Consider the following 23460-nt stretch of genomic DNA (forward strand, 5'->3'; position numbering starts at 1 on the left):
TTCAAATGATGCTGGTCGACGACTATCGACCAGCATCACCTTGTGACACGTGAAAGCGTCAAGTGTTTTTGATTGTATTGATCCACCGGGCAGCAATGCAGGCCGGAAGTTTACAGCGCTTTTGCGCGGGCAAACGACACCAGCCGTTTTGAATCTTCGTCCCACAGCTGCAGCCCTGCACATGCCAGGCTTTCGCGAATGGTCATGCGGTTGCTGACGGCCAGGTCGACGTGATCGCGCAGCACTTCAGGCAAACGATAAAACGGGATACGGCTGTAAAGGTGATGCACGTGATGGATGCCGATATTGGCGCTCAACCATTGTAGAACCGGAGGCAACACATAGTGAGAACTGCCATGCAACGCGGCCTCGTGCAGTTGCCAATCACCTTCGTCTTCCCAAGCGGTGGTTTCAAACTGGTGTTGAACATAAAACAACCAAACCCCAGCTGATGCCGCCAAAAGGGTAGACGGCAAGAAAATCAACAGGATCGGCGTGAGCCCACCAAAGTACAACATCCCTAAGATCCAAGTGATGATGACTGCGTTGGTCGCCATCGCGCTAAACCAATATTTTACATGGCGCATGAGACCCAAAGGCACGCGGTTCATGACGAAAAACAAATATCCAGGTCCAAGGCCAAACAGCACGACAGGATTGCGATAAACGCGATAGAAAAACCGATTGAACGGTCCTAATTTCTGATACTCTGCGACGGTCAATGTGTGAACATCACCAATGCCGCGCCGTCCTAAATGCCCAGAAGCGCTGTGGTGGATCGAATGTGTGCGTCGCCACACATCATAGGGCGTCAGTGTGAGCACGCCGATCACGCGCCCCAACCAGTCGCTGACGGTGCGGTTTTTGAAAAAAGCACCATGTCCGCAGTCGTGTTGGATACAGAATAAGCGCAACAGAAATGCAGCATTGATTACGGAAAGCGAAAAAGTCAGCCAGTAACTGACAGACATGGCCCACCATGCCAACGCCCACAACAACAAGAACGGTCCGATTGTAACTGCCAGTTCGATTGTGCTGCGCCGTGGGCTGGAATCGCGATACTGCGATAGCTTTTTAATCCATTCGACTGCAGGCTGCGGCTCGGATGGTGTCCGAGGGGCCTCAAGGTTATCAAACATATGCCTGCTTCTTTTGAGTTATCGATCGCTTGTTATACGATTGCTTGCTGTTCGCAAAGGTAACTTCGCCAACCTGTTCGGGTGCGCGCCGATGACGCACGCAGGCCCTTGCGCTGCGCGTTGACGTTTTATCGCTAGTAATTGTGCGCATTCTGCGTGTTCCGTAGCAATTTTCCCGCTTTTGATGGAATGAAATGTCGCCACGCGCTTAGGGTATCACTTTATTTTGTATCACTGAAGCATCAGTCTGACGAGCGAAACGGTAAACAGGATGCACCCGACCTTGGTTTGCTGAGCACTAAATTGGCTGCTTGAGGCGATTGTGCCGACAATAAAGTCGCATCGACCAAATTTGACTGTCTTTGGGAACCGTTTAGGGGCTTGCCGCTTTGCTGCCATGACTTGGCCAACGCTTTGGATTGGCGGACAGTCAAACATGTTCGACGACGTGGCCCGTATCCGATTCGGGCCCCTAAACGAAGCAGTGGGAAGTGCGTGAAAATCTCGGACGCGTAGGTGTCTAGTAGGTTACGCATTAAATAATCACCGGGGTAGGTACTTTCGCATAGGCACCCGTTGGCCCAAATGACCTGATGGCTTGGCAGCAAAAGAGAATAATATTCGACTGATTTGCGGCCCCGTTGAATACGAATTTTACCCCCCAGCAATCCCTTGGCGGGGGCCAGATATGTGGCTTCGTTGGCGCTTTGGACCAACACGCAATGCTGCGCGGACACAATCAGATCACGCTTAGGTTGATCTTTCGCAATGGAACCGGCAGGGATCAGGACGGGCAAATCTTGGTCGTCGCGCGTTTGAAAATGGCTGATGCGGCTGCGTGTCCAAACAATTGGCTGTGCATCACCATCCAGCGTCGAAATAAGGTCGCCGGGCTTCAGATCTTCGACCGCACGTTCGCCAAATGGGGTGCGGATCAAGGTGGTGCGTGTGAAACAGGGGAAGGCAGCGCCTGCGTCTTCAAATTCTGTGGTTGTGTCGGCAAAATCAAGTTCACCGTCGTTGTCGCCAGCGCTGGCATTCGCAACTTCGTCTTCATGCGCGTATTGGACGGTTTCGGGGCCTTCGTTTAACCCACCGACGTCGATGACAAGTTTTGCATTTCGGATCACCAGATGTTCATCGCCGGCCGCAAGGCCTTGTTCATCATCGGGTTGAACGCCAGTTGGCCCAGCCACGACATTGCCATCGGAATCTAAAATGGTGATGAATTGGCCGTTGGAAAATTCAGTCACGCCGCCATTGACTTGTTGCACGCGAATAGTGAACACATCCGAAGACGAACCAAGTGCAGTGACGTCTGTTAGCGTTAAAACGCGGTCATCGTTATTGCCCTGCCCAGACGCGTTAGAAAAGCTGCCGATCTGATCACCGCGCAAGGTGAATTCATGTGCTGCCATGTGCTGTTCCCTGAGGGTCAGCGCTTCACTACATTCCAGAAATTTAGAAACTGTGAATATTGCAAAGCCCGACGGGACAGTCCCGTCGGGTTGATGGCGTTTTTCGGCATGGCCGCGCGTGCAATGCTAAGGCGGGTGGTGTTGCTAAACAGATGTTTGAAGAAACGGCTAAGGTGTTAGCCTTAAACCGTTCCGCCCAAAGATCCTTCGAGTGTTGCCAGTTCTTCGCCGCCAGCCATCATGTCTTGCAACGCTTCGGGGGTGATGTCGCCGCGCATGGCGGTGCCATAGGTCTTGCCCCGGTTCAACACGGTAAAGCGGTCGCCCACGGCCATCGCGTGGCGCACGTTGTGGGTGATGAAGACCACAGACACGCCCTGTTTGCGCACCTTGTCCACCGTGGCCAGTACGTTGGCTGTTTGACGCACCCCAAGGGCCGACGTCGGTTCGTCCAAGATCAACACCTTGGCCCCAAAATAGACCGCGCGCGCGATGGCCACTGTTTGGCGTTCACCGCCCGACAACGTGCCAACCGCCTGATCGGGACCACGCAGGTTGATGCCCATTTTGCGCATCTCGCTCATAGTGACTTCGTTGGCATGTTCGTGGTCAAAGAAGCGCACGCCCAGTTTGGTGACCATCGGTTCGTTGCCCATAAAGAAATTGCGGCTAACGGACATCAACGGGATCATTGCCAAGTCTTGATACACGGTGGCGATGCCTGCCGAAATTGAATCGCGCGGATCAGCAAACTGCATCGGCTTGCCATCAAACAGGATCTCTCCGCTTGTGGGTTTGTGCACGCCGGACATGGTTTTGATAAACGTCGACTTACCCGCGCCGTTGTCGCCCAAAAGGCAGTGGCATTCGCCGGGGTAAAATTCGACCGTGACACCAGCCAACGCAATGACAGAGCCAAAGTGCTTTTGAATGTCGTTCATTTGAATGATCGGTTGCATCAGCGTTCTCCCGTGATCAGGCGGCGGATATAGGTGTTCAGGATGACAGCCAGCAGCAGGATCACCCCAAGGAACACCCGGAACAGCGAACTTTCGACATTGGCAAAGAACAGGCCTTGTTGCACGACCCCAAAGATCAACGCACCAAGCGCAGCCCCAATGACCGAGCCATATCCACCTGTCAAAAGTGCGCCGCCAATGACCACCGCAATGATGGCTTCGAATTCTTTCAGCAGACCGCGATCAGCCCCGGCTGATCCAAATTCCATCACCTGACAGACCGCAAAGATCGTGGCGCAAAACGCGGTGAACATGAACATCAGGATTTTGACACGCTCGACAGGCACACCGGCATAACGCGCCGCTTGTGCGTCGCCCCCGGCCGCGAAAATCCAGTTCCCAAACCGCGTGCGGTTCAAAAGGATGTGGCCAACAACGACCAGGACAATGGCCCATATGATCAGCATCGGAATGCCGTCGACCACAGGTTCGCCCGCACGATTGCCACGGGTGAATACGTCAATCACACCAATGTCACCCAACCATTGAAACACCGGCCCGCCAACTTTTGCGCCAAACAAAGGCGCCAGAAAATCGCCTTCGGCTGCTTCGCGGATACCACCGATGATGGTTTTGCGTTCCAGTGTTTGGGGGATGAAGATGGTAAAACCGCGCAAGATAAACAGGGTCGCGAGGGTCACGATAAAGCTGGGAAGACCCGTGCGGACCACAATGTAGCCATTCAAGGCCCCAAAGCCGACGCAGATCACAAAGGTGATGATGATGGCGATCCACATGGGCCAGCCCAAGGTGACACCAAAGACGGCGATCATCATGCCGGCAAAACCGATCATGGACCCGACAGACAAATCAAATTCGCCCGCGATCATTAAAAGGCATGCACCCACCGCGATGATCATGAATTGGGCTGATACCGTGGTCCAGTTCATCACGCCTTGCGCGTTGAACATGCCGGAATTGCCTGCAAACAATAAGAAAAACGTAAAGACCGCAGTCGCGCCGACGATGCCGCCCAACTCGGGTCGGATCAGCGCTTTGCGCAGCTTTGACATCTCGCGAACGCGTTCGTCGGTGTGTGTGGCGTCTGACATGGGGGCCCCTCTGTCTCTAAAGTGTTTTCGGAATATCTGCGGGGCATGGTGCGGAAATAAAATTAATACATTTCAGTGCACAGTGCGCGTTTTGCAGGCATTCCGAAAGCGCTGTAGGTACAAAAAAGGCGGCCTCCGCGTGTGGCAGAGGCCGCCCTTGATCAGATCGACTTAGCGGAATTCGCCTGCGAATTCTTCAACTTTACCCAGTGCATCGGCTGTCACAAAGCCGGGACCAGAGTTGATGTTGTTGCCGGGCAGAACGCCGTAGCGGTCGTAGTTGGCCAGAACCACAACAGGCAGGTACGCCTGAAGGAAGGGCTGTTGGTCGATGCCCCACTGGATTGTGCCGTCTTTGATGCCTTTGACGATTTCGGTGCCTAGATCGAAGGTACCAAAGTAGATGTCACCGGCGATGCCCATCTCTTGAACCGCCAGAATGGTGGGATCAGCAGATGTTGGGCCAAGCGTCAGGATGGCGTCCGTTTCTGGGTTGGCCGTCAAATAGGCGGTCACACGGTTTTTGATCTCGGCAGGGTCTTGGCCGGAATCGATCATGCTGTCGCCAAGGTCGACACCCAGGCCGTCAGCGAAGCCGCGGCAGCGTTCGCCGACAACAGTGTTCGAAATCACGTGGTTGACGCAAACAAAGGATTCAACGCCGTCGCCTTTGGCGCGCTGACCGGCCGCAAGGCCCGCGTCATATTCAGGCTGGCCGACAAACATCAAAGCACCCACTTCGCGAGTTTGCTCGGGTGTGCCTGAGTTCATGATGATGACGTCGATGCCTTGATCGACAGCCGCTGTGATTGGGCCTGCCAAAACATCATAGTCTGCCAAAGTTGTGATGATGCCATCGGGCTGCGACGCGGCGGCCTGTTCGATGATGCGCGCCATGTCGGCCAAGTCGCCGGTTGGTGGGTTGCGATATTCAACGGTGACGCCCATCTGGTCGCCCGCAAGTGCGATGCCGTTTTTGATCGTGTTCCACCAGCTGTCGCTGTCTGGTGCGTGGCTGACAAGGATATATGTCAGGTCATCGCTGTGGCCATCCGCAGACGCCATAAATGGTGCTGTGACCACTGCAGCCGTGAGCATCAGTTTTGTAAAAATGGATTTCATGTCTTCCCTCCCTGGAATTTCAGTTCCGGCGTCTGACAGGATCAGCACCAGTTCTGAGGATAAGAAAGCATGGATTCGGATTTTTTGCAACCGGTTGCAAAAGAAAACGGAAAAATTTGTACTGCGCATCGACCGATTTCGCATTATCCAAGGGTAAGTAATGGAAAACGATTGAGAATCTGAAATGGTGGCGACACTCAAGGACGTGGCGATCAAGGCGGGGGTTTCGACCTCGGCTGTGTCACGCACGTTTACCGACGGGGCGTCGGTGTCGGATAAGATGCGGCGTAAGGTGGAAAAGGCAGCGGCTGACTTGGGCTATAGCCCCAATTTTTTGGCCCGCAGCCTGACCACACGCCGCACCAAGTTGATTGGTCTTGTCAGCAACAACTTTCACAACCCGATCTTTTTGCAGGTCTTCGATCTGTTCACCAAGGGGTTGCAGGACAGGGGGTTGCGCCCTTTGTTGGTCAACCTTAGCAGCGAAACCGACCCCGAACAGTCGGTGCAAATGTTGAACCAATATTCGGTGGACGGGGTTGTTGTTGCGTCATCGACGTTGCCGCCTGCGTTCTCAAAGGCGTTTCGCGACAAACGCATTCCGGTCGTGAACACGTTTGGACGTTATTCCAGCAGCCCCGAGGTGCATGTGGTTGGGATCGACAATGCCGAGGCCGGGCGCATGGCGGCGCAGACGCTTGTTGCGCGGGGTTATAAAAGTGTCGCGTTTTTGGGTGGGCCTGAGTCTGCGACGTCGACTCAAGATCGCCTAAAGGGGTTTCTAGAAGGGCTGTCGCAACATCCAAATGTCACTGTAAGTCATTCATTCGCAAAGGAATACTCTTTTCAAGCGGGGCGCAGAGAAATGCTGCGCCTTACAGAATCCGACCTGGCCGAGGCGTATTTTTGCGGCGATGACGTTCTGTCGATCGGCGTATTAAGCGCGATCAAGGATGCGGGTTTGAAAGTGCCGGGCGACATCGGTGTAATCGGTTTCAACGACATGGAAATGTCGAGTTGGGAGAACATTGCGCTGACGACCATCCACCAGCCGATCAAGCAGATTATCAACTCGTCTGTTGAGCTGATGACCGCTATGTTGGATGAGCCGGACCGCTATCCCGAGGCCCGGCTTTTTCCATGTCGCATCATTGAGCGCGAAACGTTGCGCCCGCTGCTTTAGCGGAACATTGGCGGGCGGGCATCCATCCATGCGCCGTCTTCTTTGGCTGATGCGACGGCCGTGTGCACAGCTGCCATTGACCGCACGCCAGCTTCGGCATTTGGCAAACCATCGCGGACCTCGCCTTTGATGGCGTCGGCGAGATCGCAATAAATGTTGGCCACGGCCAGCGGGAACCCTTCGGGGTGCGCGATGGATACGCGCGACAACCGTTCGGCATCGGCATGTAAACCGCCTTCACCCTTTTCGATGATCTGCGTGCGCCCGCCAACGGGCGTATAGATCAGTTGGTTAGGTTGTTCCGAGGTCCAGCGCATGCCGCCGGTTTCGCCAAAGACCTGTATGTCAAAGCCGTGCTGACGCCCAATGGCCACAGATGACGTCCAAAGCCGTCCAACAGTGCCGCCTTGCGTGCGGAAGTTGACCATGGCGTCATCTTCCAGCACGCGGCTAGAGATGGTGGATGCGAAATCGGCAGACAACTTTTCAACCTCATCATCACAGATAAAGCTGGCCATATGCAGCGCGTGAATGCCGCAATCTGCGAACTGCCCCGACACACCGGCCATGTCCGGATCATAACGCCAGCGCACGCGCGGATTGTCCGCGTCTGTGGCATCGCCGTGGTGACCGTGGCTAAAGTTTGTGACCACAAGGCGCACTTTGCCCATTTCACCTTCGCGCACCATGGCACGGGCTTGGCGCACCATCGGGTAGGCGGAATAGCAATAATTCACCGCACAGATTTTGCCAGTGGCCTTGGCGACGCGCACGATCTCTTCGCCTTGTTCGACGGTCATGGTCATCGGCTTTTCGCACAGCACGTTGAACCCGGCCTCAAGGAAGGCTTTGGTGATCTCGAAATGCGTGGCATTGGGAGTGGCGACCGTGACCAGATCAATGCGGTCATCGCGGTTCTTTTCGCCTTCCAGCATCTCTTGCCAATCGCCATAGGCGCGGTCGGGCGCGATGCCGAGTCGTTGGGCATAGTCACGCCCTGTATCGGCGCGGTGGTCAAGCGCACCAGCGGCAAATTCGAACAAGCCATCAGCTTGCGCACCAAGACGGTGAGCGGGCCCGATTTGGCTGCCTTCGCCGCCACCGATCATGCCCCATTTGAGTTTAGTCATCGTCGTTATCCTCAGAAACCAATGGATTGTAGGTATTCGCGGTTTGCACGCGCGTCTTCTAGCGGAGTGCCCGGTATCGAGGGGTCGCAGTCTTGCTCGACCGTGCACCAGCCCTCAAACCCTGCGTCCAGCAGGCATTGGCGCACGGCTTTGAAATCCACATCGCCTTGGCCAAGGTTGCAGAAGATTCCTTGACCGCAGGCCGTATAGAAATCGGTGCGATTTGCCACAACATCTGCTTTAACTGAGGGGTTTATATCTTTGAAATGCATATAAGAAATGCGATCCACATTACGTTTCATAAAGGCGACGGGATCAAAACCTGCATAGGAATGGTGGCCCGTATCAAAGCAGATCTTAAGGATGCTTTCGTCGACTTCACTTAGCAAACGATCAAGTTCAGGTTCAAAGTCCATAAAGCCCGCAGCGTGGGCGTGGATTGACGTCGTTAAACCGTACTCTTCGGTGCCGATTTTGGCGATGGTTTGGATGCGGTCGCGATAGGCAGTCCACTCGGCCTTGTCCATCTGTTCGGCTTCGCTTGCGCGGCCTGCGGTAGGCGCACGGCGCGGCGAAATGCTGTCGATCAGCACCAAATGTTTGGCGCCGTGGGCGGACAATGCCTTGCAGGTGCGTACAGAGGCATCCAACACATCATCCCACATATCGGGGTCGTGAAAGGCGCGAAACACAACGCCGCCGATGATCTCTAGATCGCGTTCAGCAAGGGCGGGGGCCAGCACAGCCGGATCCTCGGGCATATAGCCGATGGGGCCAAGTTCGATGCCTTTGTAGCCCGCGCCCGCGCACTGATCTAGAACGGAAGTCCACGCGGGATAGGCGGGATCGCTCGGGAATTCGATGCCCCAAGAACACGGGGCATTGCCGATTTTGATAGTCATTTTGTTGCCTTTCGAAAGCTTAGATGCTGCGCACGTCGACCCACGCTTTTGAGCGTGAAGATGCCAGTGCCGCAGCGACAACCTGGTTGACGTCCATGCCATCCTGAAAGGTCGGCCAGACGGGGGTGTTGGTTTCAATCGCACGCAGGAAATCGCGTGCTTCGATAATGATTTGATCTTGATACCCGGTGCCGTGGCCGGGGCCCTGACAGAACGGTTCATAATCCGGATGCGCGGGACCCGTCAGGATTTTGCGAAAGCCACGGGTCGCTTCGGGTTCGTCCATAGAATAAAGCCACAAGGCGTTCTGGTCTTCTTGATCAAAGCGAATTGCGCCAGTTGTTCCTGTAATTTCATAGGCATAGCCCATTTTCCGCCCATGGCTGACGCGGCTGAAATACATCTGCCCCATGGCACCATTTTCAAACCGGCACATCATTTGCCCGTGGTCGTCATTGGTTACGGTGCCGCCGGGGCGCGTTGGGTGTACGGTTTCGACTTCGGCAATCAGCGACGTGATGGGGCCGATTAGCGCCAGTGCTCCGTTGATCATATGGGGCGCCAGATCACCCATGGTGCCGTTCGCGTCGCCTTGCGTACGCCATGTGGCGGGGGCGGATGGGTCGGCCAAGAAATCTTCGGTATGTTCGCCGCGAAACCATGTAACGTCGCCAATCGCGCCTTGGGCAACCAATTGACGCGCAAATTGGCTGGCGGGGGTGCGGATATAGTTAAAACCGGCCATGCTGATCTGGCCTTTGGCGGCGGCGACCATGGCACGACTGTCATCAATGGTTGCACCCAAGGGCTTTTCGCAAAACACAGGCTTGTTCAGGGCAAAGGCGGCTTCGGCGATGGGACGATGAAAGGCTTGCGGCGTTGCGATCACAATCGCCTCGACACGCGGATCATTGACCAAAGTCTGCCAATCGCTGGTCGCACGCGCAAAACCAAAGGCCTTGCGATAGGCTTCCGCACTTTCGGGGCTGCTGGCGCAGACCATCTCAAGACGGGGACGCAGGGCGGTATTAAACACCGCGCCCACGGCGGACATTGCGACGGCATGGGCCTTGCCCATATACCCGCCACCGACGATACCAATGCCGATTTCTGTCATCGCTTTGTGCTTTCTCTGAAATTAGGTTTGCAACCGGTTGCAAAAACAGTATCTTCGGATTCGAAAACGCGCAACCATCAATCGTCGTGTCGACGCATTTTGGCTGAGGCGTACCTTGGGGAAGAATGACAATGACGGATAAGACCCTTCGGCTGACGACAGCGCAGGCGATCATCAAGTATCTTGCGAACCAGTACATCGACATTGACGGGCAAGAGATGCGCGTTTGCGGTGGTGGCTTTGGTATTTTTGGGCATGGTAATGTGACCTGTCTGGGTGAAGCACTTTATGACGCGCGCGAGGCACTGCCGCTTTATCGTGGTCAAAATGAGCAGGGAATGGGCTTTGCGGCCGCTGCTTATGCCAAGCAATGGGTGCGCCGCCGTTTTATGTTTTGCACGGCCAGTGCAGGACCGGGCACGACGAATTTGTTGACGTCGGCGGCTTTGGCGCATGCCAACCGTCTGCCGATGTTGATGCTGTGTGGCGATACGTTTCTAACGCGCTTGCCAGACCCCGTGTTGCAGCAGCTTGAACATTTCAACAGCCCGGCCATCGGTGTGAATGATGCGTTCAAGTCGGTCAGCCGCTATTGGGATCGCATCACGCATCCTGCCCAAATCATCCAATCCTTGCCTGCCGCTTTAGCGACCATGCTGGACCCTGCGGATTGCGGGCCTGCCTTTATTGGCCTGCCGCAAGACGTGCAGGGGTGGGCCTATGACTATCCGGTCAGCTTCTTTGATAAGCGAGTGCACCGCATTCGTCGCCAAGCTGCAGATCCGCTTGAGGTTTCTGATGCTGTTGCGCTGCTGTCTTCGGCCAAGCGCCCGATGATTATCGCGGGTGGTGGCGTACAATATTCCGGTGCGGTGGCCGAATTGACTGCCTTTGCAGAGGCGCACAACATCCCCGTGGTCGAAACCATCGCGGGCCGGGCAAACTTGGTGCAGGATCATGCGCTGAACATCGGCCCTGTCGGTGTGACCGGATCGGATAGCGCCAATGCGTTGGCCGAAAAGGCGGACGTGATTTTAGCCGTTGGAACACGTTTGCAAGACTTCACCACAGGTTCGTGGACGGCCTTTTCCAAGGATGCCAAAATCATCGGTCTGAACGTTGGCCGCCATGACGCGATGAAACACTTTTCCTTACCCGTTGTGGGGGATGCCAAACGATCCCTGACGGCGCTGAGTGAGGTGTTGTCATATAAAACGCCCGACGATTGGGTCGCATTTGCGCAAAGTGAGCGCGCCAAGTGGGTGGCCTATACCGACGAAATCACAACCCCCGGCAATGGTCCCAATTCCTATGCCCAAGCGATCCGCATTGTGAACGATCTGTGCGACCCGCGCGACCGTGTTGTTGCAGCGGCAGGGGGGCTGCCCGCAGAAGTCACAGCACATTGGCAAACTAAGGATATCGGCACGGTAGATGTTGAATTTGGATTCTCTTGCATGGGCTATGAAGTGGCCGGGGGCTGGGGTGCACGGATTGCACAATTCGAACAAGAACCAGATAAAGACACCATCGTTTTTAGTGGAGATGGGTCGTACCTGTTGATGAATTCCGATATTTATTCATCTGTGCTGACGGGGCGCAAATTGATCCTGTGCTTGCTTGATAACGGCGGCTTTGCGGTGATCAACAAGTTGCAAAACAACACCGGAAACGAAAGCTTCAACAACCTGATTGCCGACTGCCCCACTGTACCACACCCCTTTGCTGTGGACTTTGAAGCACACGCCGCATCGATGGGTGCGCACGCTGAAACTGTGTCCAATCCGGTCGAATTTGGCGAGGCGTTTAAACGCGCAAAGGCCGCCGATAAGACCAGCGTCATTGTGATGAAGGTCGACGCCTATGACGGCTGGACGACCCAAGGCCACACATGGTGGGAAGTTGGCACACCGCACGTGACCGACAATCCAAAGGTCGCAGAAAAACATGTGGAAATCGAAGCGAGCCGCGCCAAACAACGGAAGGGTGTGTGATGCAATTGACCTTTGACACCCACGGGGACCGACTATGAAGGACGTGCTTCCAGGTATCCGCCAGAACAACTTTGTCGTCGTGGGCCGCGTCGGGATGGATCTGTTTCCTGCCCCCGGTGAAGCCGTCGAAAACGCAGACACCTTTAGTGCGGACATGGGTGGGTCATCTGCCAACATCGCGGCGGGCATTGTGAAATTGGGTGGTGCTGCCGCATTGGTCACGCGGGTTTCGGACGATGCTGTTGGGCGGTTTTGTGTGAACAAACTGCGCCACTACGGCGTCGACACAACCTATGTGACGCCCGTCGGGGGCGAGGCCCGCAATTCGCTCGCGCTATATGAAAGCCGGGTCGAGGGGCACCAATCGGTGATCTATCGCAATGGGGCTGCTGATTTTGAAATGACCGTCGATGATGTCGAGGCGGTGGATTACACAAAGTTCGGCGCACTCGTCACCGCAGGGACGGTGTTTGCTGCCGAACCTTCACGTGCCGCGTCCTTTCGCGCGTTTGAACGGGCCCGGGCCGCCGGGTTGCCAGTGATTTTTGACGTGGATTACCGGCCCTACAGCTGGCCATCGGCTGAAGTGGCAGAACAGGTGCTGTCAAAAGCAGGCGAGATGTCGGACGTGATCATTGGCAACGACGACGAGTTTGGGTTTATGGCAGGCGACAAATCCAAGGGGCTGGACAAGGCCCGCGCACTTGCCGCCTCAACCGCTGCCATCGTCGTTTACAAAATGGGCGAACATGGCGCGATCACCTTTGCCAATGGCCAAGAGTTCCGCACTGGCATTTATCCGGTGACCGCCCTGAAGCCCACCGGCGCTGGCGACAGCTTTATGGCGGGTATGCTGGCAGCACTTGCCGCTGGCGATGATTTAAAAACCGCCGTACTCAATGGGTCGGCTTGCGCTGCAATCGTAGTTGCCAAACCGGGGTGCGCGCCCGCGATGCCATTCCCGCAAGATCTCGAACACTTTCTGGCCGATCATCCCGGCCCCACATCAGTTGACTAAGGATCCATCATGCATATCGCTCCGCACGACAATAAAAATAAACCCATCGTCGACAGTGATGATCCAACGGTTCCGCTGAACTACTTCAACATCGTCATGTTAAAAGCAGGCGAGGCGTTTGAATATCAGGTGCCGGGCTATGAAACCTGCATCGTGCCTGCGACGGGCACGGTCGACGTGTCGGTGGAAGGTGTTGAATTCAAAACGTTAGGCAACCGCACCGTGGATGTTTGGGATGGCGAACCAGAAGGCGTCTATGTGCCCGTTGGCGCCAAAGTCACCATGGTGGCCAGCCGCGATTCTGAAGTGTTCATCGCCGGAGCCAAATACGACAAAGTGCTTGATCCGTTCGATGTGCGCGTGGCCGAGCTGGACAAGGTGCAATACGGGTCGGACGACACCAAAACCCACCGTAAAATCAAACACATCCTTGGCCAAAAGCAGCACGATAAAGTCGGCCGTCTGCTGGTCAGCGAACTGTTCACAGTCGGGCAGGGCGGCTGGTCTGGTTTTCCTGCGCACAAGCATGACACCGACAATTTGCCCCACGAAACCCGCCACGACGAAACGTACAATTTCCGTTTCAAACCCAACCACGGATCGGGCGTGCAAATTCTGCAACGCGAAGAGGGCGTGCCGGGCGATGCCTACCAGCTGATGGATCGCTCCACGATCATGATCGACAAGGGCTATCATGCCTGTGCCGTGATGCCGGGGTATGAGATGTATTATTTCACCATTTTAGGTGGTCTTAGCCAGCGCAGCCTTATCCAATTTTTCCAACCCACCCATGCCTATCAGATTGAGACCATTCCGGGGATCAAAGACATGGTGGCAAAATTTAAATGACGCTGGCAACATTATCTGACGTATTGCAACCCGCGCTTGCGGGGCGCTATGCGGTGGCCGGGTTGGTCACATTGGGCTGGGAAGACATGCGTGCCTTTGTGGCCGCAGCCGAGGCGACAGGTTGCCCGGTGATCTTGCAGGCGGGCCCGTCGTGCCGTGCGCATACGCCGTTGCCGGTGCTGGGCAAAATGTTCCGCCATCTGGCCGAAAATGCCAGCGTCCCGGTCGTTGCACACCTTGATCACGGCTATACCTTTGATGAATGTCGCGAAGCACTTGAGGCCGGATTTACATCACTGATGTATGACGGATCGCGCGCGCCCTTGGCGCAAAACATTGAAGAAACAGCAAGAATTGCGGAAATGGCCCACGCGGCCGGTATCTCGTGCGAGGGCGAAATCGGCTTTGTCGGCTACGCAGATGGCGAAAGCTCGGCCGGGACAGACCCTGACGAGGCGGCGCAATTCGCCCGCGAAACGCGCGTGGATGCGATGGCGATCTCGGTTGGTAATGTTCATCTGCAACAAGACAAAGAAGGCGGGCTGGACGAAAATCGGATTAATGCGATTCAATCGCTGACGGACGTGCCTTTGGTCATTCATGGCGGCTCTGGCGTGCCGGTGGCGCAACGCACGGCGCTGGCGCGTGGTACAAACATCTGTAAATTCAACATCGGCACCGAACTGCGCATGGCCTTTGGTGATGCGATGCGCACGGCAGTGAATGCGGATGCGACGCGCTTTGACCGCGTAAGTATTTTGAAAGAAACCCACGATCCTATGGTCGCAGCAACGTGCTCAGTTCTGGCGGCCATGGGGCATGGGGCAAGCGAGGCATAATATGGTGAACATTGGAATTTTGGGCTGCGGACGCATCGGACAGGTGCATGCGCGGTCGCTGATGCGGTTGGCGGGTGCCAAACTGGTGGCGGTATCTGATGCCTTCCCCGAGGCTGCAAACGCACTGGCCGCGCAAACAGGCGCCGAAGTGCGCGACACCGACGCGATCATCGCCGCTAATGATGTGGACGCGATCATCATTTGCACCCCGACAGATACTCATTTCGACATTATCCAAGCCGCCGCCAAAGCGGGCAAGGCGATCTTTTGCGAAAAGCCGGTGGATATGTCAGCCGATCGCATACGCACCTGTATGGAAGCGGTGACGGCCAATGGCGTTGTCTTTTTGACAGCCTTTAACCGGCGCTTTGACCCGAACTTTGCCAACGTACAGGCCCGTATTGCAGGGGGCGAAATCGGAGCCGTTGAAATCGTCACGATTCTGTCGCGCGACCCAAATCCGCCCCCTGTCAGCTATATCAAAAGCTCGGGTGGGATTTTCCGCGATATGATGATCCATGACTTTGATATGGCACGTTTTTTGCTGGGCGAAGAGCCTGTGCAAGTCTTTGCCGTCGGCGCCGCCCTTGTTGACCCCGAGATCGGCAAAGCAGGTGATGTGGACACAGCAGCAGTCACTTTGACGACGGCCAGCGGTAAAATTTGCCAAATCTCGAACTCGCGCCGCGCTACTTATGGATACGATCAACGCATCGAGGTGCACGGCTCTAAAGGCATGTTGCGCGCTGAAAACATGTTGGAAAACACAGTCGAGGCCGCAACCGAAGCCGGATTTCGCCGCGCCCCAGCGCAGCATTTCTTTCTAGAACGTTACGAGGCGGCATATCATGCCGAGATGGCTCATTTTATTGAAGCTATCAACGCGGGCAGCGTGCCAACCCCGACGATTGCTGACGGTCTAAAGGCCCAGTTGATTGCGGACGCGGCGACGCTTTCGTGGATCAATGGCGCGCCAGTGGCTTTGTAAAACAAGCCGGTGTGAACACAGCGCGATCGTTTTCGTCTTGTTTTCTAGCGTAAAAAACAGGACGCTTGTGCCTATGGTAATCAAGGCAATAGCAACGCTTTCATGTTCGATATCATAGAAGGACTGAAGGCCGCGATTTGGCTGATTATCACGTTTGATCCCGAGCTGTGGGAGATCAGCCTGCGATCGCTGCGCGTGACCCTGACCGCACTTGTTGTGGCGTCGCTGATCGCAATGCCGTTGGGCACCTATTTGGCGGTGCAACGCTTTCGCTATCGCCGGGTTATTATCGCGATGATCAACGCATTGATGGGATTGCCGCCGGTTGTGGTTGGTCTTGTGGTCTATATTTTATTGTCGCGCAGCGGGCCGTTTGGGGTGTTGGATTTGTTGTTCACCCCGACGGCAATGATCATTGCCCAAGTGGTCATCATCACCCCAGTGATTGCATCGATCGCGCACCAATCCATGCGTGAACTGTGGGCGGAATACCACGATCTGTTGATTTCGTTGAACACAACCAAATCCCAACGGATCATGACATTGATCCGCGATGGGCGGCGCAATTTGCTGACCGCAGCCTTGGCCGGTTTTGGACGTGCCATCGGCGAAGTCGGCGCGATTATGATTGTCGGCGGGAACATCGACCAAGTCACCCGTGTTCTGACAACCGCAATTGCGCTCGAAACGGGCAAGGGCGACTTTGCCTTGGCGCTTGGCCTTGGTTTTGTGCTGATCGGCATCGCTGTGGTGGTCAACATCGCAATCCACACCTTGTCGCGCACAGAACGCGAGGGGCGGTGGTGAACATGTTTCCCTTAACCCTTGATCAGATTGTGGTGCGCCGACGTGGCAAAACCATTCTTGGGCCCGTCGATTTGGGTGTCGACCAAGGCGGGCCGCTGATCATTTTAGGGCCGAACGGGTCTGGAAAAACGACGCTACTGCGCGTGATGCATGGGATTGAACGGACAAACGGAGGCAAGGTAAGCTGGGCGCAAGATCGCCCGGAACGCCACGCTTTTGTATTCCAATCTCCGATCATCATGCGCCGTTCTGTGGCTGAAAACTTGGCCTATCCGCTGCGTTTAGTGCGCACGCCAAAAGACGATATTTCTGTAGCTGTTACACATTGGCTGACCCGCATCGGTCTAGGGCACGCAGGACCAAGCCCCGCGTCCCGATTGTCAGGCGGCGAGCGCCAAAAGCTAGCGTTGGCGCGCGCATTGATCCGCAAACCGGATGTCCTGTTTCTGGACGAACCTTGTGCAAATCTTGATGGCCATGCCACGCGCGAAATCGAAGCTCTGTTGGAAGACACCGCGGCAGGTGGCACGCGGATTATAATGGCGACCCATGACATGGGGCAGGCGCGCCGCCTGGCGACAAGCGTCGTCTTTATGTTGGATGGGAAAATACACGAAACTGGCGAGGCGCAGAATTGCTTTGATCACCCACAAACAGACGCATTTGCCGCCTTTCTCAGAGGAGACATCGTGACATGAAACGCCTTGCTGCGGTTTTGCTAACGATCATGTTGGGGCAACAGGCCTTGGGCGATAGCATGCGCCTTGCTGTCACCACGTCCTTTGACAATTCTGGTTTGTCAGACGTGTTGTTGCCCGCGATACGGGACGATCTGGGCTTAGAGGTTCAGATGTTGGTGGTCGGCACGGGTCAAGCCCTACGATTGGGGGCGGCGGGGGATGTGGATGCGGTTTTGGTCCACTCGCGCGCGGCCGAGGACGCGTTTATCGCCGCCGGACATGGCACGCATCGGCGTGAAATTATGTACAACGATTTTGTGGTTGTTGGCCCCTTTGACGACCCCGCTGGGATCGCAGGGGCCGCAAGCTCTGCAGAGGCTTTGCAACGTGTGGCGCGCGCACAGGTCCCGTTTGTCAGCCGTGGTGACGACAGTGGCACACACAAAGCTGAACGCAATGTTTGGGCCAGTGCCGCGCTGGATCCGGATACATTTGGCGCGTGGTATCGCCCCGTTGGGGCAGGGATGGGGGCCGCCTTAAACACTGCCTCTGCGATGCAGGCCTATGTGGTGTCAGACCGTGCAAGTTGGTTGAATTTTGGCAACAAAGACGGGCTTGAACTGCTATATTCAGGCGATCCGGCTTTGTTCAATCAATACGCGTACCTGCCAGTGAACCCAGACAAAAATGCAGCGATCAAACACGATCAGGCCCGCGCACTTGAGGTTTGGTTGACCAGCCCACGGGCAAAGTCATTGATCAATGGTTATCGGATAGACGGCGAAACGCTGTTTGTTTTCAACGCAGTGGCCGAATGATCAATGGTGGTGCGGTTCGTCATCCAATGAACCGTGGACGGCGAATTGTGTGATATCCGCATCCTGAGCCTCGATAACGCGGTAGGCTTCGCGCACACCTGCGGGCGTCAATTCGCGCGCAACCGTCAACAAAGTGTTGGGCGCATGATCCGCGCACAACTCGGACATCTGGTCGATCTCTTCTTGGGCCACGTTCAACGCCGCCTCAACAGAGGGCGCCCCGTAAATATCGACAAAATGCTGCGCCAAAAGCTGGGCAATTGCGCCCTGTTCTTGGGGCTCTATTTGGGTGACGGCGACAAAGCTTGTCCGACCAAATGTCTCGCATCCCATCCACCCATTTGAAAACGCTTGCCGCGCCTTGCCAATCAGATCGGCCTCGGACCAGTTGGAAAATTCAAAGCCGCCTGAAATGCACCACTCGCCCGTGCGAGCCGGATTGTGAAACACGCGCGTATCGCTGTCGTCAAAATGGATGGCGCGGGCAAGTTTCATAGGGGCCTCGTTAGGTTTTCGGTCAAGGGCAGCAGAACAGTTTTGCCCGCAACCTTCAACAGCAGGCCCAGGTTTTCATCCAGACCGATATAGGTGCCGGTGTGGCCTGCGACGGTGATTTCGCCACTTAAATCATGGGCCAAACCAGCCCATTCGCGGTGCAGTTGCGCAGGGCCATCATCGGCCCATGTGTTGATGCCAACCAAAGCGTGACGCACCCATGCCTCAAGCAGCTCTATCGCGCCAACCTCGGCGCAGCCTTCCGCGTAAAGGGATGTTACATCAGGTGTTTGCCCCGTTTCGTCATCAGCGGGCCAAAGTGTCAGCGAAAGCGATACGACGACCCAATCCGGTTCATCGTTTAGCTGTCCTTTGGCCGCCATGCGCAGTGCGCCGCACCGCCCACCGTTGACAAAAAGATCGCCATTCCAACCCAGATGCACGCCAACTTCTGGCGGGGCAAGGACACCCAAAGCGTTCTGAAAACCGACGCCACAAATCGGCAAAATCGCGGCTACTTGGCCCAAGGGGACATCAGGCGCAAACACGATGGCAGCGCGCAAAATGTCGGGGGCCAAATCATACACCACAAGTCCCGCATCGCACCCCGCATCCGCCGCCGCACAGGCCAAGCGAAACGGGTCATCCCCGTGTGCTGCCTGCCCAGTAAACAGTGGCGGAAATTGCGGTTCTGTCATGCCACCCCCTTGGCAATCAAACCTTGGGCAACAGTGCGAAAACTAAGCGCTTGCGGGCTATCAGGTTTGGAGACCACAATCGGCGCGCCCCCATCTGCCGCCAGTCGAATATCAAGATGCAACGGGATTTCAGCCAACAAAGGCACGTCCAGCTTTTCCGCCTCGGCGGCGACGCCGCCATGGCCAAACAGGTGTTCTTCGTGACCGCATGACGAACAGATATGCGTCGACATATTTTCGATCATGCCGATGATGGGTGTGCCCAATTGGTTAAACATATCAATACCTTTTCGGGCATCCAGCAGGGCGATGTCTTGGGGGGTCGATACAATGATTGCCCCATCAAGTTTCGATTTCTGCGCCAAGGTCATCTGCACATCACCGGTGCCCGGCGGCAAATCGACAATCAGCACATCCAGTGCACCCCATTGCACTTGAGTCAGCATCTGTTGCAACGCGCCCATCAGCATGGGGCCGCGCCACACGACTGCTTGATCTTCGTTTGCCATCAGACCCAGCGACATCATTGTGACGCCAAAGTTACGCATCGGCAGGATGGTTTTGCCATCCGGCGACGCGGGCCGTCCCGACACGCCCAACATGCGCGGTTGCGATGGGCCATAGACATCCGCATCAAGCAGCCCAACGCGCCGCCCTTCGGCTGCCAACGCACAGGCAAGATTGGACGCCACAGTTGATTTACCCACACCGCCCTTGCCAGAGGCAACGGCAATGATCCGATCAATTCCGGGGATTTTTTCGGGGCCAGTTGGGGCGGCACCACGTTGCGGTTTCAAATCGGGTGGGGCGGGTTGCGCGCTGTGTGCGGTCATGACGATGGACACCTGCTCCACACCGTCAAGGGCCGCAATCTGCGCCTCTGCACCATCTTTAAGGGTGGTGTAGGCTTCGGCGTGGCTGCCCGAAACTTCCATAACGAACCGCACACGCCCGTCATCAACGGTCAGTGCTTTGACGATGCCCGCCTCGACGACAGAAGCGCCGCTGATCGGGTCAATGACGTCCTGGAGAATGGCAAGCACGGCTTCGCGGGTGACAGCCACGTCAGGATTGCCCTTCGATAGTGCCAGTCACGACATGTTCGATATCCAACCCGTCGATGGTTAAAACCATCTTGGCTTCAAAGCTGCGCCCCTCGGTTTCTCCGGCATCGCGTAGGGCGTTTTCGATGGCTTGTTGCGATGTCACACCCACCTGTTTGAGGAATTTGCGCATCGACATGTTGTAGGCGTCACTCATTGTTGTTCTCCGATTTCCTTGACCCGTTTGGGTTTCGCCCCCTAGGCTGCACTGAACTTAACAGGGACACAAACGTGAAAATTGCACTTCTTCTGGCGTGTTTGTTGTTTCCGTTGGCGGCACTTGCGCAGGATCGGGATTTCAGCGTGTCCGCCCCCGCGGCCCTTGTCGACACCGGGGTGTTGCGCCACATCCTGCCACGGTTTTCGCTGAAACATGGTGTGCGGATCACTTTGGTCGAGGACGATGGCGATGTCCAATTCGGGGCGGTGGGCACACCGGTTTTTTCGGGTTTGGATACGCTTTGGCATATATCGCACAGCGACGCGGCGGGGCCTGAGTTGTTCATCAATTGGCTGTTGTCCGACATCGGGCGGCGCACGATCAATGGCTTTAAAGTCGGTGATACCGCACTTTTCAGCACCGACATTGCGGTTAAGGTTGTCGTCGCAAAGCCCACGTTTGACGGCGACCCGATCGCAGGCGAAAGGTTGGCTTTGCTTCATTGTGGCCGCTGCCATGTGATCAATGATTCCAACCGCATGAAGGGGATGGGCCAAACACCATCCTTTGCCCTGATGCGCACGTTTGAGGACTGGCAGAACCGCTTTGCCACATTTTATGTCCTCAATCCGCATCCCAGTTTTACGCAGGTTAAAGACATCACGCCGCCGTTCAGCGCGAATTTGCCGCCCGCCATTGTCCCGGTCGAGATCACACAAAACGAGCTTGAAGCCATTTTGGCCTATGTGGCCACCATCCCGCCAGCCGATCTTGGCGCGCCGTTGCAAAATCAGTGATCCTTGCGCTTTGACAAATAGTCATCGGTGGTGCGTGGGCGGGGGCGTTCGCCACCCGCAAAGGGGTTGTTTTGCGAATGGTATTGCGCGTTGATCCGGCAATTGTCGCACATTTGGATCATCCGAATGGCGTCAGGGTTGGCAAACATTGCATGATTGCCTGCCAGCTTTTCGGTGATCTTCTCGACGGTCGATTTAACCCCAAACAATGTACCACACTCAACACAAGGAAAAGGTTCTTCTTCGTTTAGAACGGTTTGGGCCAGCGCAGCGTCTGTTAAATCCAATTGTGGTTGCAATGTAATCGCCTTTTCCGGGCACACATTGCTGCACAATCCGCATTGCAGGCAGGCGTCTTCTTGGAAACGTAATTGCGGTAAATCCGAATTGTCAGCCAGCGCGCCAGAGGGGCACAGCGACACACAGGCCAGACACAGAGTGCAGGCGTCAGTATCTACCAAGACGGCTCCGTATGGAGCGCCTTCCGGTAGGGCAAGCGCGAGGGCGTCGGGGTTCAACGCTTTTGCCGACAGGCGCGCAACTTGGCGCCGTGTCCCAAGGGGCAGAACGGGGGCGGCAAGGGCGGTGCCGCTTGCTTGATCAAACAGATGATCTGACAGCGCGTCGGGGTCTGCGATATCCAGCAAGGCGATCTTGTTGGGTGAAATCGCATCGGCCAGCGCCAATTGCGGATCAAGCGCATCTCGTTCGGTTTTAGGCCCAAGCAGTACATCAACGCGGGCAAAACCGCTGGCCAATGCGCCCAGCATTTCGGCGTGACCAAAACCGGACAGGGTCGACACTTCCATCGGGATCACATGCGCTGGCAGGCCACGGCCAAACCGGGCGGCAAGGCTGATCATATCGCTGCCATGGGCATCATGCACCAGCAGCGTCGCATCCGTGCCGCCCGCTTTACGGTAGGTCGAAGCCAATGTGTTGATACGTCGAAAGATGTGGTCAGGTGTGGGGGCATCATAGGTGATCGCACCCGACGGGCACACTGCCGAACAGGCACCGCATCCGGCGCAGATCAACGGATCAATCTCTACGTGTTCGCCTGCCGATAAAATCGCACCGGTTGGGCAAACATTCAGGCAGTTGGAACAGGCTGGCTTTTCAGCGCGCGAATGGGCGCACAATGACGGTTCCATTCGCACATAAAGCGGTTTTTCAAAGGTGCCGACCATTTGGCTGGCCGCAAAAATGGCGTCCGCAACAGCAGGCTGGCTTTTGGGATCTGCACGCAGATACCCATCGCGTTTTTCGGGGGCAGGAAACAGTGGCGTCGCACCAGTTAAGTCTAGGATAATGTCGCAGCTCGACAACGCGCCATCGCGCGGTTCCGACAGGGCAGGGCTGCCGCGCCCGCCAAGTTTGCTGTCTTGAAAGGCGTCAATGCGCAGCTCGAACCGCCCAAGCGACCCAGTCGCCTGCCGTAAGTTGCCGATCACACAATCATAGGCGGGGGTTGGCATAATCTCAGCCCCCGGTGCCAGCAAGACCGTCACAGCCAACGCGTCGGCCAGTTTGTCCGCCGCTGCGATGGCCACATCCGCGGCGCCGATCACCAAACACGTACCTTCGGTGATGATGTCCAGCGACTTGGGCATGGGTTCAACCAACGCCGCATCCGCAATCAAGGCGGCCATTTTGGGGGTCGCGTCTTGGGGGTCATCGCTCCAACCGGCGCGGTCTCTGATGTCGACGAATTCGGGTAGGTCGGCCTCTAACTCATCGGCGAGGGCTGCAAAGCGGTGGGCCTCTTGTTGGCACGCGATGATCACGTCACCTTGTGCAATCGCAGCGGCGGCCACGTCAATGTTTTCAACGCACAGACTGCTATGACACGGGCCACACGCCAGACCCGTTGCCGCGCTTATGGCCGTTTCATCCAGCGATTGGGATCCAAGGCAATCACACAGTAGCACTGACTTTTGCATATATATCCTGAGGTTGCGCGACATTGCGGGTCATCGGTTAGCTAGGCAGGAAAAACGCGCGCCGTAAACCAAAAAATAACCTAGAGATTCTGTAAGCCTTTACTGTGCAGATGCAGAAAGGCGGGCAGGGTGTTGGACGTCAGTTCGCGCTCAAAGGCAGAGAACCCGTTATTCATATGCTGCTTGCGA

Annotated in this window: 23 protein-coding genes; 10 read left to right on the top strand and 13 right to left on the bottom strand. The window is 56.0% G+C overall.

Annotated features, from left to right (window positions below; translation table 11 throughout):
- Positions 1-110: 110 nt before the first annotated feature.
- From ABJF76_RS15640 to ABJF76_RS15660, 5 genes are all read right to left on the bottom strand, one after another.
- Positions 111-1139 carry a fatty acid desaturase gene (locus ABJF76_RS15640; RefSeq protein WP_413819471.1) on the bottom strand — a complete coding sequence of 343 codons (1029 nt, stop codon included), beginning with the start codon at positions 1137-1139 and terminating at the stop codon, positions 111-113.
- Positions 1140-1381: 242 nt separating this feature from the next.
- Entirely contained in the window at positions 1382-2557 is a 1176-nt protein-coding gene (locus tag ABJF76_RS15645; protein WP_413819470.1) for a Hint domain-containing protein, read from the bottom strand.
- Positions 2558-2739: 182 nt separating this feature from the next.
- The gene (locus ABJF76_RS15650) at positions 2740-3516 is read right to left on the bottom strand and encodes an ATP-binding cassette domain-containing protein (protein ID WP_413819469.1); all 777 of its coding nucleotides are present in this window, start codon (positions 3514-3516) and stop codon (positions 2740-2742) included.
- On the bottom strand, positions 3516-4628 hold the full coding sequence (locus ABJF76_RS15655; RefSeq protein WP_413819468.1) for an ABC transporter permease: 1113 nt from the start codon (positions 4626-4628) through the stop codon (positions 3516-3518). Before ABJF76_RS15655 ends, ABJF76_RS15650 begins: the two co-directional genes overlap by 1 nt.
- Before the next feature lie 171 nt (positions 4629-4799).
- Complete coding sequence (locus tag ABJF76_RS15660) at positions 4800-5750, bottom strand: sugar ABC transporter substrate-binding protein (RefSeq protein WP_413819467.1); 951 nt, start codon at positions 5748-5750, stop codon at positions 4800-4802.
- Between the two features lie 184 nt (positions 5751-5934).
- Between ABJF76_RS15660 and ABJF76_RS15665 the strand changes: the two genes are divergently transcribed.
- A complete protein-coding gene (locus ABJF76_RS15665) occupies positions 5935-6933 on the top strand; it encodes a LacI family DNA-binding transcriptional regulator (protein WP_413819466.1) in 999 nt (332 codons plus the stop codon).
- On the opposite strand, the gene ABJF76_RS15670 is transcribed toward ABJF76_RS15665, so the two are convergent.
- Genes ABJF76_RS15670 through ABJF76_RS15680 form a run of 3 tightly spaced genes read right to left on the bottom strand, consistent with a single transcriptional unit; the run spans position 6930 to position 10082 of the window.
- The gene (locus tag ABJF76_RS15670; RefSeq protein ID WP_413819465.1) at positions 6930-8063 is read right to left on the bottom strand and encodes a Gfo/Idh/MocA family protein; all 1134 of its coding nucleotides are present in this window, start codon (positions 8061-8063) and stop codon (positions 6930-6932) included. The two genes, ABJF76_RS15665 and ABJF76_RS15670, sit on opposite strands and share 4 nt — an antisense overlap.
- A gap of 11 nt (positions 8064-8074) precedes the next feature.
- Positions 8075-8965, bottom strand: coding sequence for a TIM barrel protein (locus tag ABJF76_RS15675; protein ID WP_413819464.1), 891 nt, complete (start codon positions 8963-8965; stop codon positions 8075-8077).
- Between the two features lie 19 nt (positions 8966-8984).
- On the bottom strand, positions 8985-10082 hold the full coding sequence (locus ABJF76_RS15680) for a Gfo/Idh/MocA family protein (RefSeq protein WP_413819463.1): 1098 nt from the start codon (positions 10080-10082) through the stop codon (positions 8985-8987).
- Positions 10083-10213: 131 nt separating this feature from the next.
- Between ABJF76_RS15680 and iolD the strand changes: the two genes are divergently transcribed.
- From iolD to ABJF76_RS15720, 8 genes are all read left to right on the top strand, one after another.
- On the top strand, positions 10214-12076 hold the full coding sequence (gene iolD, locus ABJF76_RS15685) for a 3D-(3,5/4)-trihydroxycyclohexane-1,2-dione acylhydrolase (decyclizing) (protein ID WP_413819462.1): 1863 nt from the start codon (positions 10214-10216) through the stop codon (positions 12074-12076).
- A 34-nt stretch (positions 12077-12110) separates the two neighbouring features.
- Positions 12111-13094, top strand: coding sequence for a 5-dehydro-2-deoxygluconokinase (iolC, locus tag ABJF76_RS15690; protein WP_413819461.1), 984 nt, complete (start codon positions 12111-12113; stop codon positions 13092-13094).
- 9 nt (positions 13095-13103) lie between these two features.
- Positions 13104-13943 (top strand): 5-deoxy-glucuronate isomerase, encoded by an 840-nt coding sequence (locus ABJF76_RS15695; protein ID WP_413819460.1) that lies wholly within the window; start codon positions 13104-13106, stop codon positions 13941-13943.
- Complete coding sequence (locus ABJF76_RS15700; RefSeq protein WP_413819459.1) at positions 13940-14782, top strand: class II fructose-bisphosphate aldolase; 843 nt, start codon at positions 13940-13942, stop codon at positions 14780-14782. The genes ABJF76_RS15695 and ABJF76_RS15700 overlap by 4 nt, the downstream gene beginning before the upstream one ends.
- A gap of 1 nt (position 14783) precedes the next feature.
- Positions 14784-15770 (top strand): inositol 2-dehydrogenase, encoded by a 987-nt coding sequence (gene iolG, locus ABJF76_RS15705; RefSeq protein ID WP_413819458.1) that lies wholly within the window; start codon positions 14784-14786, stop codon positions 15768-15770.
- A 102-nt stretch (positions 15771-15872) separates the two neighbouring features.
- A complete protein-coding gene (locus ABJF76_RS15710) occupies positions 15873-16577 on the top strand; it encodes an ABC transporter permease (RefSeq protein ID WP_413819457.1) in 705 nt (234 codons plus the stop codon).
- Between the two features lie 2 nt (positions 16578-16579).
- Complete coding sequence (locus tag ABJF76_RS15715) at positions 16580-17275, top strand: ATP-binding cassette domain-containing protein (RefSeq protein ID WP_413819456.1); 696 nt, start codon at positions 16580-16582, stop codon at positions 17273-17275.
- The gene (locus tag ABJF76_RS15720; protein WP_413819455.1) at positions 17272-18075 is read left to right on the top strand and encodes a substrate-binding domain-containing protein; all 804 of its coding nucleotides are present in this window, start codon (positions 17272-17274) and stop codon (positions 18073-18075) included. Before ABJF76_RS15715 ends, ABJF76_RS15720 begins: the two co-directional genes overlap by 4 nt.
- Here ABJF76_RS15720 and ABJF76_RS15725 read toward each other — a convergent pair whose 3' ends face one another.
- From ABJF76_RS15725 to ABJF76_RS15740, 4 genes are read right to left on the bottom strand one after another with little or no spacing between them, the layout of a single operon-like run.
- Positions 18076-18570, bottom strand: a complete 495-nt coding sequence (locus ABJF76_RS15725; RefSeq protein WP_413819454.1) for a DUF6505 family protein — start codon at positions 18568-18570, stop codon at positions 18076-18078.
- Positions 18567-19268: a biotin/lipoate--protein ligase family protein gene (locus ABJF76_RS15730; RefSeq protein ID WP_413819453.1), complete on the bottom strand. Its 702-nt coding sequence runs from the start codon at positions 19266-19268 to the stop codon at positions 18567-18569. Before ABJF76_RS15730 ends, ABJF76_RS15725 begins: the two co-directional genes overlap by 4 nt.
- Complete coding sequence (locus tag ABJF76_RS15735; protein WP_413819452.1) at positions 19265-20332, bottom strand: Mrp/NBP35 family ATP-binding protein; 1068 nt, start codon at positions 20330-20332, stop codon at positions 19265-19267. The genes ABJF76_RS15730 and ABJF76_RS15735 overlap by 4 nt, the downstream gene beginning before the upstream one ends.
- A 1-nt stretch (position 20333) precedes the next feature.
- Positions 20334-20528, bottom strand: a complete 195-nt coding sequence (locus ABJF76_RS15740) for a DUF6494 family protein (protein WP_413819451.1) — start codon at positions 20526-20528, stop codon at positions 20334-20336.
- Positions 20529-20602: 74 nt separating this feature from the next.
- On the opposite strand from ABJF76_RS15740, the gene ABJF76_RS15745 reads away from it, so the two are divergent.
- Positions 20603-21328, top strand: a complete 726-nt coding sequence (locus tag ABJF76_RS15745; protein ID WP_413819450.1) for a hypothetical protein — start codon at positions 20603-20605, stop codon at positions 21326-21328.
- On the opposite strand, the gene ABJF76_RS15750 is transcribed toward ABJF76_RS15745, so the two are convergent.
- On the bottom strand, positions 21322-23271 hold the full coding sequence (locus tag ABJF76_RS15750) for a 4Fe-4S binding protein (protein WP_413819449.1): 1950 nt from the start codon (positions 23269-23271) through the stop codon (positions 21322-21324). The genes ABJF76_RS15745 and ABJF76_RS15750 overlap by 7 nt on opposite strands.
- Between the last annotated feature and the right edge of the window lie 189 nt (positions 23272-23460).

This window comes from Tateyamaria sp. (genome assembly GCF_039940735.1).
Lineage (GTDB): Bacteria > Pseudomonadota > Alphaproteobacteria > Rhodobacterales > Rhodobacteraceae > Tateyamaria.